Source organism: Planococcus sp. 11815, assembly GCF_051096385.1.
Classification (GTDB): domain Bacteria; phylum Bacillota; class Bacilli; order Bacillales_A; family Planococcaceae; genus Planococcus; species Planococcus citreus.
The window spans coordinates 2,520,356-2,532,808 of sequence record NZ_CP096991.1 but is presented as its reverse complement, the minus strand read 5'-3'; the positions used below and the strand labels follow the sequence as shown (position 1 = coordinate 2,532,808).

Sequence of the window (12,453 nt, the reverse complement as noted above, 5' to 3'; positions counted from 1 at the left end):
ACGTAATAATCTTTTTCAATCTGAAAGTTTTGCAATCCATTCGCTATTGCTGCCGACTGGACCAACTCATTGAACAACTCGTTCTCTTCGTGCAACCGCATCAAATAACCCTAATTCATAGACTTTTAGTTTTGTTTTTATCGGATAAGCGTTGAGGCATTCCTTCACTTGCGACTCATTCATTGAAATGTCCTCTAGATACATCAAAATCTTTTCTCTCGCCGCTTCAAGTGGTTTTTCGCTATATCGCTCGTAATTGTTCAATAGATCGAGCACTTGAAGAAGCTTATAGTTGGATTTATTCACGATTACTCTCGGTTTTCGAATGATAAACCGTTTTTTATAAACCTTCACTTCCCGTTTTGCAGCAGAAGCTTTATTCGTTACAAGGGTTTCAACCGCGGCTGTTTGGGAAGTTAGGCCCAATGCGTTGGCGAAATTGGTGCCTGATTTATATCCAATGATATCACTATGGTTCACAAGGAATTTCTTGCGGATAATCTGGTCAGTATCTAGCACAGCCGATCCAAAAATAGGCTTCTTTTTTGGAATGAAATAGATGCCGTTCTGGACTTTCGTAAGTGATCCTTTATCAGAAAGGCGCTTTATATACTGCCTAAGTGTATTTGGATTCAGCTTAAGCTCCTCTTTCAGCTGCTCAGTGAGAATAGGTTCATCGTATCCGTATTTGTCTAATAGATATTGATAGAATTCCATCGGTGCTCACCTCTTTCTTGTATTGTAACATATCTATAATGCCAATTTCAAAAAACGTTACATCCATGTCTAGTGAAATAATGGCTGTTTTGTTCGAGCTATTTGAAATCAAACAGTACAGACATGGGTATTGATACTACATAGATAGACATAATAAAAACCCGCGAACCTGTGTTTATTCAAACACAGGTTGGCGAGTTTTCTCATCTCACTCTTTCAAAAAATCCTTGTCCATATAGCGAGGGTTCGGGTAATCGTAAAAGCCTTTGCCGTTCTGTATGCCCATGCGGCCTTTGTCGAGGAATTCCGTTTTCAGGTATTCCGCGACTTTTGCGGCTTCCGCGTCGCCGGCATTCGCTTTGGCGACCGATAGATGATACGGCGTGTTGATGCCGATGACATCCAAGATCGCGAACGGGCCTCTCGGGGCGCCGGTCGCGATCATCCAGGTCTTATCGACCGTGTGCGGGTCGGCGATGCCGTTGACGACCAAATATTGCGCAGAGTTCAAGAACGGCACGAGCAAGGTATTCAAGATATAGCCCGGCTGTTCCTTTTGGAGCGGCAGCGCAACCATGCCGATCGCTTTGGCGAATTCGACGACATCATAGAAGACTTTCTCGTCGGTTCCGCCGTGGCCCATGATTTCTGCGGTATTGCTGCGCCAGATATCGTTAGCGAAATGAAGCGCCAAAAACTTCTCAGGCCGTCCTGTATATTCCGCAAAGGTGCTCGGCAGCATCGTCGACGTATTGGTCGCAAAGACCGTCTGTTCCGGTGCGACTTTTGCCAAGTCCGTGTAAAATTCCTTTTTGATATCGAGCACTTCAGGCACCGCTTCAATCAGCAAATCAGCGTTTTTCACGGCTTCCCCTAAATCCGTGTGGAAAGACAGGCGATGATAAGTTGCGTCCAATTCTTCATCTGTCGCTTTTAAGTCTTTCTTGAAATGCCCTTTGAGCACTTCGAATCGTTCTTTCGCGCGAGTCAAGGCTTCGTCGGTGATATCGTAAACCGCGACCTCGAATCCATGATACGCAGACTGAAAAGCGATTTGGCTGCCCAGCACACCGCTTCCTGCGACCGTTACATATTTGAAATCCATTCCATCCCACTCCCTTTGAATAGATGATGCAAGTCTTGGTGTATTGGCAAAAAATGATGTTTCTGCCAACGATCTCTAATTCTCATAGTAGGGGAAGCGGGAAGATTTCGCCATTCTTAAATTAAGAAACAAGCTTCAACCCGACGGCAGACCCGAGCACCATCGCGATAAACAGGATGCGCCGCCAGTCTTTTGATTCGTTATAGAACAGCATGCCGATGATTGCACCACCGGATGCCCCGATGCCGGTCCAGATTGCGTACGCCGTTCCCATCGGCAATGATTCCATCGCAACGGACAAAAATAAGAAGCTCGCGACAAATCCGCCGATGAGCATCGCGAGTGACTGCCATTTACGGTCGTGATGCCATTTATTGATCATGGCGACGCCAATCATTTCAAAAATCCCTGCAAATATCAACGAAATCCAAGCCATCACGCTTCACTCCTTTCAGGTACAGAATCCGGTGTTACGAGTTTCAAGCCGATAACGCCCAGCAGTAAAATTCCGACGAGTACCAGTTTTGCGGCATTGATAGGTTCATTAAAGAACACAATTTCCGACAAGACTGTACCGGCTGTCCCGAGCCCGACGAATACGGCATACACCGTACCGACCGGCAATTTGTTTCCGGCATCGATCAGCAACGTGAAGCTGACACCGATCGCAACGACGGTAATTAGCCAATCGCCGAGCGAATCCGCATGCTTTAATCCCACAACCCACGCCACTTCAAACAATGCCGCGATCAATACTTTTCCCCATTGAAGATTCATTGGAATTCCTCCTGTACGTACGAATTAATTAAATTTCATTAGAGTGTAAAGTAGCCTATACAAAGTCCAAATTTCAGCTTAATTATTTTTAATGTGCTGAAGAAATGGAGCAAAATAGCGGAGACTCCCGTGGGAAAGCGAAGTGCCGAAATCCACTCGGGCGATAAGCCCGAGTTAGTTCGGCGCAAGCCCACCGGAAAGCGCAGCTATTTTGCGGAATGTTTGTCGTTGAAGAAAGCTACTAAGCAAAATAAAAAGCCCGGGAGAACTGTAAAAACAGTTTCTCCCAGGCTTTTGTCCCTCCGTGTCACAGCGGTTGCTGTGTGTTTTCTCTCGGACCAAGCCAGCTATGCTGCGGAACCCTAGAAAACTTTTTTTGTAATTCAATTACCTTATTTATATAAGAAATGGGCCCGAACATCAAGCGAGAAGGGTCGAATGCTTAAGGGCGCCTGTTGTCCATGGCGTCCGCCACTCCGTGTGAAGCGGGATGTTCTTCTTGCCGCAGTCCGTCAATAACGTTTTGGTAGTCTTTCGCTGTGCGGTTCTGGCTCAACTTATAGGCCGCTTGGATTTCGGTGATTTTCAGCTTGAACCCGACGATGCCTTTGATTTCCTGCTCGAGCATCTCTTTTGGCAAGGTATCCCACAGTACCGGCTCGTCGCGATGCTGCTCGTAAGTTTCCAATAGCGTCACCAAGTCCTGGCGCAGTTCATCTTCCGGCAACAAACGCCCCGTCCCGTATACATGCGCCGATTGGTAGTTCCAGGTCGGCACGTTTGGCTGCTCGTACCAGGAAGAGGAGATATAGGAATGCGGCCCTTGGAACGTGACGAGCACTTCATCCGTCTCTTCGATCGTACGCCATTGCGGATTGCCATAAGCGAAATGGCCGGTCAGGTAATAATACTCGCCTTCTTTTTTCAGCTGCAAGGGGAGATGAGTCGCAATCGGCCGGTCTTTTCGCGTCGTAATCAAGGTGCCGAACGCATTGGCCTGGATAAACTCACGAATCTCTTCCGGGTCATTCACTTTATAGTATTTTGGGATATACATGACGCACCGCCTTATCTAAGTAATATTATCATTTGTGTGGAAAAGATAAGAATATAACACTTCTACTTAAATGAATATAAGATGTGGAGTGAAACTGCGAAGACGCCTGCGGGAAATGAATAAGCGAAGGGAAGCTGAGTTTATTCATTTGCGATGCTCGAACGAAGTGAGAGTTGAGCAAAGCTTTTCGCAGCAGTTTTACGTAACTTCCTCTATAAACGTCAATGGTTCGCCTCTTTATAGTGTCTTCGTCAAAATCAAATCCGTCTGCTCGTCGTCGCCCATGAAAAACGAATGGCTGCCGGTTTCGACAAAGCCTTTTTTCTCGTAGAAGGCGCGGGCGTTATCGTTATGCTCCCAGACGCCGAGCCAGATTTTGTTCTTGCCGAGTTGTTCCGCCATCTCGAACGCCTGGTTCATTAACACTTTCCCGGCGCCGTTTTTCTGGAATTTCTTCTTGATGTAGATGCGTTCGACTTCGAGCGCTTCGCTGCCCATCGGCTCGGTTTGCGCTTCGTCTGTATTGATTTTTAAGTAGCCGGCCACTTCATTATCGACCATTGCAAAATAAAAATGGGAAGAGGGGGTGGCGAGTTCTTTCTCGAGCTTCGGCTTGTTATAGGCCGCTTCAAGATAGGCGTTCATGTTTTCTTCGCTGTTGTGTTCGTCGAAGGTTTCTTTATAAGTGAGAATACTGATGTCTTGCAGTTCTTGAAGATCGTTTGTTGTGCATTTACGTAGGCTTGCCATGAAGATTCGCTCCTTTAATGATTAGTAATCACGCTTATGGCCTTTTTTAACCGATTCGAAATCGACTTCGATGTTCTGGCGGATGCGGCGCAAATAGCGCTCGGCCTCCAACGCTTCCTGTTCGGTAAAGCCCTCGAGTGCCACCGCATTGGAATGCTCATTTTCCCGGATGATGAAGGGGTAGGCCTGGCGAGCTTTTTCGGTCGGGTAGATCTTTTTGATTTTCTTATTGTCTGGGTCACTCTGTTTTTCAATAAATCCGTTGCTCTCCAATTTCTGGATCGCCCGAGTTGCGGTGGAGCGGTCGACTTTGATGAGGTCGAGCAATTGCTCCTGGATGATTCCAGGGTTTTCGCAGATGCGGACGAGATAGAGATATTGCCCTTTCGTCAGCTCCAGCTCTTTGAATTCGATATTGCTGATGGAATCAAGGGCACGGGCAATCATGCCGATTTCACGCAGAATTTCTGCCATAGAATAACTCCTTTATTATGTTGCATTTGCAACAATAATGAATTATATTGAGTGTACAAGAACCATTCGGCCAATGCAAGAAGGAGGAGCGAAAAAAATGAAATATTTCTTTTACGTCGCAGGCTTGCTGTTATTGTCACTCGGAATAGCGCTGACCATTTTGTCAGACCTTGGCACGTCGCCGTTCGACGCTTTATTGGTCGGCCTCAGCTTTAACATCGGGTTGACGGTCGGGAGCTGGGAAATCATCATCGCCGCCATCATGATCGTCGGCAACGCCATGCTCGGCCGGCAAAAACCGGAACTCCTTGGCATCATGACCGCCGTCATTGTGGGGATCGGCATCGATTTCTGGCTTCATGCATTGAGCACAGCGATTGCGCCTGTTGGTGTCACCAGCCAAATTCTCTACTTTACAGCAGGTCTCTTCGCAGTAGGGGTGGGCACCGCCATTTATCTCCACACCAATTTCGCGCCGATTCCAGTGGATCGCCTGACGCTTCTCGTAAAAGAACTGGCGAAGACCAATCTGTTTTTCTCCAGAACCGCCATCTATTTGATGTTCCTGGTCTTGGCCATTGTTTTCGGTGGACCAATCGGCATCGGGACCGTGCTGACCGTATGTTTCGGCGGGCTAATCTTGAACGCCATTATGCCCGTGACGGCGAAAACATTAGATCGTATGTTGCTTCCGAAAGAGTCACTAATACCCTAATGTTGAACTTAACGGATAAATGAAAATGATAGCAAGAGATTGAAGAGAAGAATCTGAAAATTCTTCTCTTTGTTTGATTTTATGTTGGGTTTTTTTGGTATATTAAAAAGGACCAAAAGAAATAGCAATCTAGAAGAGGGTTTAAGGTTTTGCGATAGATGTAATGAGGAGGTTTTTATGAATTATATAAAAGACATGCGCGAGCTGATCGGCTCGAATCTATTGATGACGGTTGGATGTGGAATCATTCTGGAAAAGGACGGCCAAATTTTGCTTCAGCACCGAAAAGACCGAGATGTCTGGGGGATTCCCGGCGGCGTCATGGAGCCTGGCGAAACATTTCTCGAGACGGCCGTTCGGGAAACACATGAAGAAACCGGCCTGCATGCAGAGAACTTGCAGCTGTTCGGCCTGTATTCAGGAGCGGAAGGTTATGCCGAATACCAAAATGGAGACCAGGTCTATAGCGTGCAAATCATTTTTCATACTCAAGAGTTTTCAGGAGAGCTGATGCAAGAAGGGGAAGAAAGCCACGAACACCGTTTCTTCAGCCCAGACGAATTGCCGAAAATCAACTCTCATCAGGAACGCTTCGTTATGGATTGGGTAAATAAGGGGAGTTTGCCGATATTAAAATAAATGCGCAGCGAATGGGAGTGGAAGGGATGAGAGAATACTTAAAAGAAAATAAGGCCTATCATTTATCATTCCTCGCCGCTGTCATCATTGGGTTTATAGTTGCCAAAATCTTTACGGATGTGGCAGCGGAAGGCCTACTCCTCTGGGTGCTCGGCTTCTTTTTTGTCGCTGAGCTTGTGAAGTTCATCGTTTGGCGGATTGAGCAAAAAGAGGAGTAGCAACCGAATAAGGAGGCAAAGCTGATGAAGAAACTGATCACAATCTTATTCGCTGCTGTTTTATTAAGTGGATGTATTGGCGGAGAGCAATATCTTTATTCAGGAAAAAGTGAGAGTTGGAGCATGACGTATAAAATAGTTGAGGCACAAAGCGGCAGCCAGCAAGTAGAGGGGACGCTAGAGTATATAGGAGCAGGGACAGCACCAGAGACAATCGATTATTCGATGAATTCGGTTATTCGAGGCCAATCAACGACGAATGTGCCGGTAACAGATGGAAAAGCAGTGCTGCAAAACACAAGTTGCGTGGATTGTGGAATCATTCAAGAGCACACGAAAATTAAAGTCGAAATCATATGGGATGGAAAATCGGAAACATTCAATTTGGATGAGGAAGAATCTTAAACGACTCACTTATCGAGCTTTTTTTCCAATCGATTTACCTTTTTGAATAGCACTACCAATGCAATAATGATGGCAATCGGCAAAAAATAGGTGAATATTAAACTGAACACTCCAGTCAGGAATACAGAAGTCATTGTAAAATCCCCTTTTTAGTTATATTTTTCTCTACAGATTTTTGGATTCATTCATTTCCAATTAATTGTTAATAAGACAAGCATAGCATAAGAAAAATTACTTTGGAATGAATCCTTGAAGAGCGACGGTTATTCGATATGAACTGAAATTAAAACTATCAAGGAGGAGGGCAATTGAGAATTCTAAAATACATAGTAATCGCAAGCGCTGTGCTTTTCCTATCCGCCTGTTCGGATGGACCGGATGTCGGCAACTCACCTTACCCGGCAACAGAATTGATAGCGGATCCGCCTGTCGTCATAGGGCATGTGATCAAAGTGCTCGAGGAAAAGCAAGCCTTGGTAGTGGTCGAAAGAATCACCAAAGAGCAAGCGCTCGAAATCGATTACCAAAGCTATGAACTTCCGACGGCTACATTTTTTTCTAATGGGACAAGGTTCGAAAAGGGATTTAAAGAAGGAGATAAAGTGGCTGTCTGGAAATTCGATGAAGGTCCTGAAATGGCAGGCGTCGTCGCGGAGCGGATCGTTCTATTGGAAGAGTAGAAATGACCATTCGAATAAAGACAGAGAAAAACGACGCAGCTTTTCAATAGGCTGCGTCGTTCTTTAAGATCCAAATCAAAACCTTATCTCTACTTCTTCAAACAAGGTAATGCCGAAATAGCTATATTTGATGTGGACGGTCTGAATGACTTCGTCGTGCATGACCGTAAGCCCGTATGTCTCATCTTCTTCAGAAGCGGTGCCGTTGTTCTGTTTTTCCAGAGTGGCGGTAGGAGATGTGCCTGTTTTGATCGTGGCCTCATCGATCTCGGTGAAGCGGTAAGGCTGTGACTCTTCAGATTCAAAATCATCCGTCATGATGAAACCTTGCATTGGATTGCTCATCTGTATTTTGCTTTTCATCGGCTCTTCAAAATTATTGACTGCCACTTCCGTCAATTGGATATCTCCCCATCCCTTATTACCAAATCCGACAATGACAAAATGCTGGTTTTGATCCGAGGCCACTGTAGTCGTCTCAAGTGGAGGCTTGCTCTTCAAAAACATAAGCGTCCCGCCGACTAAAGCCACAAACACCATCAAGCTTAACACCACAATCAAAATCTTCTTATTCAACTTCCCCAATCCCTTCCGCTAAACGGCCGTCTCAACCGAAAAACATTTGATACAAACCATAAGCAATCACCAAGATCACCAACAGCAAAATGACCCCGCCGATTTCCTTCAAGCCTATCCCTCTCGTATCGGGCATGCCGCTTTGTGCGCGGTTGGTCGAGTCGTTGACATTGCTGCCTGCATGTTCTTTTTGGTCTTTCAATTGCAGGCGGTCGCGTTGGTCTTCCGGTTTGTTGTTTTTAGACATATTGATTCCTCCTTAACTCTAAATTTTTTGCCAAGTCCAGTGTAAACGCGTGTTACTTAATGATTTTCCCAAAAAAAGGCGCATGAAACGGTTCACTCTCTATCTTTTAACACAATGCTTCAAAACGGTTTCATTTAACTATACTGCATTGGTTCCAAAATGTTCCATAATTCCAGTTATTTCTTTTAGGTGAAATTGCTCATGATTAACTATATTCTGCCTTGATTATATATGATACGATTTATTTATCAATATTTTCCATAAAATCCATATAAATTGCAGTCGAACAAAGGGGGCGAAATCATGGCACCAGGAGCAATGCTCGTAATGCTGCTTCTAACCATTGCGGTTGTTTATTTCGTGATTAAAGCAATTAAGAAAACGATAGATGGCTTTAAAAAATGAGCAATACATAAAATTTTTCGGGGATGGGGGAGTGAGAACAATAAAGAAGCTGATTAGTTTACTGATCATTTCATTAGTATTTTTAACAGGTTGCGGAAGGTTGGAAGGAACAGTGGTTGAAAAGACGGAAGCAAGCTTTATTCTGGAAGTCCATACAGATGATGCGCGGCAAGACGCCACAGAGGAAATCTTCCTGACCGACCATACCGAATTCAGCGGAGCCGTCAGCTCGTTCGAGGAGCTGGAAGAAGGCGATCGCGTCGAAGTGACCCCGTTTGATACCACGCCTAATATTCCTTATTTTCTTGCATCCCGAGTAACGGTTGAGTGAATGTTGGTGAAATGGACAGAAACTTATTATGTACCAAGTCCATCTCCACATGGTAATCTAGTAAAAATCAAAATTCAGTGCGACGAAGAGAATAGTAGCAGGCAAATCCTTTTCCTAGAGAGCTCCAGGGTGGTGGAACGGGGCAAAAGGATGCCAGCGAAACAAGCCTCTGAGCACCGCATCGGAACCAGGCGGGGATGATGCGGCGGGAGCTCCCGTTACAGAGCTCAGGTATAGATCCAATGTACCGAATGAGGCCCATATGGCGATATATGGGCGAACAGGGGTGGCACCACGACCGGAATCTCGTCCCCAAGACAATTGTCTTGGGGGCGGGATTTTTTTATTTGCCCAAAAATTAACGGAAAGTGGTGGCGGAGATGAAAGGGATATGGAAAGACAAAGAATGGCGGGAGCCAGCTGTATTACTGACAGGCATCGGCATCGCGAACTTCGGGGCATGGGTGTATTTGATCGCCTTGAACTTGATCGTGCTCGACATGACCGGATCGGCGCTTGCAGTCGCGGGGCTTTATATCGTCAAGCCCGCTGCGACACTATTGACGAACTTTTGGTCGGGCAGCGTCATCGACCGGGTCGACCAGCGCAATTTGATGATCACGCTTGATCTGTTGCGGGCAGTGCTCATCGCTTGCCTGCCGTTCGCTTCAACTTTATGGCTCATTTACGTATTCGTGCTGCTCATCAATATGGCAGGTTCGATGTTTGAACCGGCGTCGATGACGTATATCACCAAACTGATCCCCGAGAAAAACCGCCAGCGCTTTAATGCATTCCGCAGCCTGATCGACTCAGGCGCCTTTCTTATCGGTCCGGCAGTCGCTGGTGTCTTGTTCATGATGGGAACGCCGGTGACGGCCATTTATTTGAACGCAGTTGCTCTCCTCGTTTCTGCAATCATACTTAGTTTTATGCCGAAGCTTGAACAAAAGAAAGGAGACGTGAAACTTCCTGAACGTATGTCCTGGGAAATAGTCCGTGCTGACTGGAGAATCGTTATAGCCTTCAGCAAACGCTACGTTCTTGTCATGACGGTCTTCTTTTTATTCAGCTGCATGATGGTCATGGCGACGGCGATCGATTCACAGGAAGCGACCTTCTCGAAACGGGTGCTCGGCCTGACAGACGGCGAATACGGATTTCTCGTGAGTATCGCAGGATCCGGGATTATTGTTGGGGCTATCGTCAATACCGTGTTCACGAAGAAATTGACTGTCGCTGCATTGATTGGCGGTGGATCGGTGATGGTGTCGATTGGTTATCTCGTCTACGCGTTCTCGAGTTCATTCGCCGGCGCAGCGACCGGATTTTTCATCCTAGCGTTCTCGCTCGCCTTCGCCAATACCGGTTTCCACACCTTCACGCAAAACCATACCCCTGTCGACGTCATGGGCAGGACCGTCAGCGTCTATAGTCTTCTAGAAGCACTGCTCATCATCATCACGACAGCGGTCATCGGTGTGGCGTCGGAACTGGTTACCGTTCAGCCAGTGGTCATCGCTTCGACTGCCGCCATGTTCGGGATTTCGCTGTTGCTGTTGGTGGTGAGTTTCAAGCAACCCAAAGAGAGCGATGCAGCCGAATTTGCACTGGAAGGCGAAAGGTCGTCAATATAAAAAGAGAAAGACATGCTGGAATTTCAGCATGTCTTTCTCTTTGGAATGCTTATTCTTCATTCTCCAAGTCCTTGATCAATTGTTCCATTTCCGCGATTTCCTTGCGCTGGGCTTCGATGATTTCATCCGCCAACTGTCTCACGCGAGGATCGGAAATGTTCGCGCGTTCACTCGTCAAAATCGCGATCGAGTGGTGGGGAATCATCGCTTTCATCCAACCGGTATCTTCAATGAGCACTTGGCTGCGCACGAGGTACAGCGATAAGGCGAAAATCAGCGCGCTACCGGCAAGGATTCCGGCATTCGCTTTCTTGTTCTTGTACATCGGCCACATGAACAGCATCATGACGATCGCCATCACGGAGCCCATGATCAAAGCCATATAGAGCCGCGTTTCACTATAGCTGACATGCGCAAATTCAAAGACATTCAAATACATCAGCCAGTACATAATAAATGTGGATGTCCCGATCATGATTCCGAATTTTAAATAATTGTTCATCATCTCTCTCTCCTTTATGATTTTTTGGTTATGTGTTATTCAACAGGTGCTAATTCATCTTCCGTGACCCATTTATGGTTGGTCACTTCTTCTTCGGTATCTGTTGTAGTGAAATCAATCATGTAAACAGTCGTCTCTTCGGCAGAATCGATGGTCGCAGAAGTGCCGTCCATGCCTTCCATATGGTCGGCATCAAGCACCACTTCATCTCCAGCTGCATAAGGTTCTTCAGGTGCATCGTCCAATTCTTCGTGGATGACCCATTTGTGGTCTTCAACCGGATCACCACCGCCCTCAGGCGTATAGCTCACCGCATAGACGGTAGTGTCATAAGCGCCGACAATAGTCGCCTCAGCGTCCTTCATCCCGCTCATATGATCGGTCGTGATGATCGCTTGCGTTCCGACAGCGTACTTAGGATCTTGAGCTTCCTCTAAGTCATCCGGAACTTCGCCGGAGCCGGAATGGTTCATCATATGGCCATCTTCATCATCCATATTCTCGTCCATTTGGTCGTTCATCTCATCGGAGTTCTCTCCCATGTTTTCGTCCATCTGCTCGTCCATATCCATCTGCTCGTCCATATCCATCGGCGCGTCAGCCGGTGACGGATCTGCGTTGCACGCACCAAGCGCCAAAGCAGCCACAATCGACAGCGCACCCATCATCATCTTATCTTTAATCATTTTCTACCCCTCTTTTCTTAGTTGTATGCTTCTTGAAATTAAATACTAACAACGAGCAGATTCTATTTTCTATCTGATAGACATGGAGCAAAACTGCGGAGAAAACCGTACTGCTCCCACAGCGCTGCGCACTGCGTCGCAAAGGATTGCCCTCGCAAGCTTCGGTCAACACCTTTCCCGTGGGAAAGCGAGACAGCCGAGACCCCGCAAGGAGCAAAGCGACTGAGGAGGCTTGGCGCTCGCCCACAGGAAATGAATAAGCGAAGGGAAGCTGAGCTTATTCATTTGCGATGCTCGAACAAAGTGAGAGTTGAGCAAAGCTTTTCGTAGCGGTTTTGCGGAATGTCAACGGAAGAAAATATGAAACACGCCCTATATGGTTAAGCTACCCCGAAGTTCTGCATAAAGTGTGCAGGAAACGTGACAATTTATCTTTCTGGAAATTAATTAAGTTTTATGTGGCAGAAGCAAGCAGCTTTTCCCGGATATGCACAAAAACTCGAAACTTATCCGGTATAGTAGAATGAATTGC

18 protein-coding genes, 1 riboswitch and 1 other annotated feature are annotated in these 12,453 nt (G+C 46.4%); of the genes, 7 read left to right on the top strand and 11 right to left on the bottom strand.

Translation table 11 applies throughout. From position 1 onward, the window contains the following. Positions 1 to 66 precede the first annotated feature (66 nt). From M1Q06_RS12830 to M1Q06_RS12800, 7 genes are all read right to left on the bottom strand, one after another. A complete protein-coding gene (locus M1Q06_RS12830; protein WP_434399874.1) occupies positions 67 to 717 on the bottom strand; it encodes a DUF6088 family protein in 651 nt (216 codons plus the stop codon). Between the two features lie 208 nt (positions 718 to 925). Next, positions 926 to 1,822 (bottom strand): 3-hydroxyacyl-CoA dehydrogenase, encoded by an 897-nt coding sequence (locus M1Q06_RS12825; RefSeq protein ID WP_434399873.1) that lies wholly within the window; start codon positions 1,820 to 1,822, stop codon positions 926 to 928. Positions 1,823 to 1,943: 121 nt separating this feature from the next. Then, complete coding sequence (locus tag M1Q06_RS12820) at positions 1,944 to 2,258, bottom strand: DMT family transporter (protein WP_404334552.1); 315 nt, start codon at positions 2,256 to 2,258, stop codon at positions 1,944 to 1,946. Then, positions 2,258 to 2,599, bottom strand: a complete 342-nt coding sequence (locus tag M1Q06_RS12815) for a DMT family transporter (RefSeq protein ID WP_434399872.1) — start codon at positions 2,597 to 2,599, stop codon at positions 2,258 to 2,260. The genes M1Q06_RS12820 and M1Q06_RS12815 overlap by 1 nt, the downstream gene beginning before the upstream one ends. A 281-nt stretch (positions 2,600 to 2,880) precedes the next feature. Further along, positions 2,881 to 2,976: riboswitch (guanidine-I (ykkC/yxkD leader) on the bottom strand. Between the two features lie 65 nt (positions 2,977 to 3,041). Beyond that, complete coding sequence (locus M1Q06_RS12810; protein WP_434399871.1) at positions 3,042 to 3,656, bottom strand: FMN-binding negative transcriptional regulator; 615 nt, start codon at positions 3,654 to 3,656, stop codon at positions 3,042 to 3,044. Positions 3,657 to 3,893: 237 nt separating this feature from the next. After that, positions 3,894 to 4,406, bottom strand: coding sequence for a GNAT family N-acetyltransferase (locus tag M1Q06_RS12805; protein WP_434399870.1), 513 nt, complete (start codon positions 4,404 to 4,406; stop codon positions 3,894 to 3,896). Positions 4,407 to 4,427: 21 nt separating this feature from the next. Further along, positions 4,428 to 4,880, bottom strand: a complete 453-nt coding sequence (locus M1Q06_RS12800) for a MarR family winged helix-turn-helix transcriptional regulator (protein ID WP_101191120.1) — start codon at positions 4,878 to 4,880, stop codon at positions 4,428 to 4,430. Between the two features lie 97 nt (positions 4,881 to 4,977). Here M1Q06_RS12800 and M1Q06_RS12795 point away from each other — a divergent pair, with 97 nt between their 5' ends. From M1Q06_RS12795 to M1Q06_RS12775, 5 genes are all read left to right on the top strand, one after another. Beyond that, positions 4,978 to 5,595 carry a YczE/YyaS/YitT family protein gene (locus tag M1Q06_RS12795; RefSeq protein ID WP_434399869.1) on the top strand — a complete coding sequence of 206 codons (618 nt, stop codon included), beginning with the start codon at positions 4,978 to 4,980 and terminating at the stop codon, positions 5,593 to 5,595. Positions 5,596 to 5,772: 177 nt separating this feature from the next. Continuing rightward, the gene (locus tag M1Q06_RS12790; protein WP_434399868.1) at positions 5,773 to 6,234 is read left to right on the top strand and encodes an NUDIX hydrolase; all 462 of its coding nucleotides are present in this window, start codon (positions 5,773 to 5,775) and stop codon (positions 6,232 to 6,234) included. 26 nt (positions 6,235 to 6,260) lie between these two features. Then, a complete protein-coding gene (locus M1Q06_RS12785; RefSeq protein ID WP_434399867.1) occupies positions 6,261 to 6,452 on the top strand; it encodes a hypothetical protein in 192 nt (63 codons plus the stop codon). 24 nt (positions 6,453 to 6,476) lie between these two features. Continuing rightward, positions 6,477 to 6,857, top strand: a complete 381-nt coding sequence (locus M1Q06_RS12780; RefSeq protein WP_434399866.1) for a hypothetical protein — start codon at positions 6,477 to 6,479, stop codon at positions 6,855 to 6,857. A 308-nt stretch (positions 6,858 to 7,165) separates the two neighbouring features. After that, positions 7,166 to 7,537 (top strand): hypothetical protein, encoded by a 372-nt coding sequence (locus M1Q06_RS12775; RefSeq protein ID WP_434399865.1) that lies wholly within the window; start codon positions 7,166 to 7,168, stop codon positions 7,535 to 7,537. 75 nt (positions 7,538 to 7,612) lie between these two features. Here M1Q06_RS12775 and M1Q06_RS12770 read toward each other — a convergent pair whose 3' ends face one another. Continuing rightward, entirely contained in the window at positions 7,613 to 8,113 is a 501-nt protein-coding gene (locus tag M1Q06_RS12770; RefSeq protein ID WP_404334530.1) for a hypothetical protein, read from the bottom strand. Positions 8,114 to 8,144: 31 nt separating this feature from the next. Then, positions 8,145 to 8,360 carry a DUF6366 family protein gene (locus M1Q06_RS12765; protein WP_434399864.1) on the bottom strand — a complete coding sequence of 72 codons (216 nt, stop codon included), beginning with the start codon at positions 8,358 to 8,360 and terminating at the stop codon, positions 8,145 to 8,147. A gap of 505 nt (positions 8,361 to 8,865) precedes the next feature. Between M1Q06_RS12765 and M1Q06_RS12760 the strand changes: the two genes are divergently transcribed. Next, the gene (locus M1Q06_RS12760) at positions 8,866 to 9,096 is read left to right on the top strand and encodes a hypothetical protein (RefSeq protein WP_434399863.1); all 231 of its coding nucleotides are present in this window, start codon (positions 8,866 to 8,868) and stop codon (positions 9,094 to 9,096) included. 73 nt (positions 9,097 to 9,169) lie between these two features. Then, positions 9,170 to 9,413, top strand: a binding site (T-box leader). Positions 9,414 to 9,476: 63 nt separating this feature from the next. Further along, positions 9,477 to 10,733: an MFS transporter gene (locus tag M1Q06_RS12755; RefSeq protein WP_434399862.1), complete on the top strand. Its 1,257-nt coding sequence runs from the start codon at positions 9,477 to 9,479 to the stop codon at positions 10,731 to 10,733. Positions 10,734 to 10,782: 49 nt separating this feature from the next. On the opposite strand, the gene M1Q06_RS12750 is transcribed toward M1Q06_RS12755, so the two are convergent. Then, a complete protein-coding gene (locus M1Q06_RS12750; protein ID WP_404334526.1) occupies positions 10,783 to 11,235 on the bottom strand; it encodes a DUF305 domain-containing protein in 453 nt (150 codons plus the stop codon). A 35-nt stretch (positions 11,236 to 11,270) separates the two neighbouring features. Continuing rightward, positions 11,271 to 11,921 (bottom strand): YdhK family protein, encoded by a 651-nt coding sequence (locus M1Q06_RS12745; protein WP_434399861.1) that lies wholly within the window; start codon positions 11,919 to 11,921, stop codon positions 11,271 to 11,273. Positions 11,922 to 12,453 lie beyond the last annotated feature (532 nt).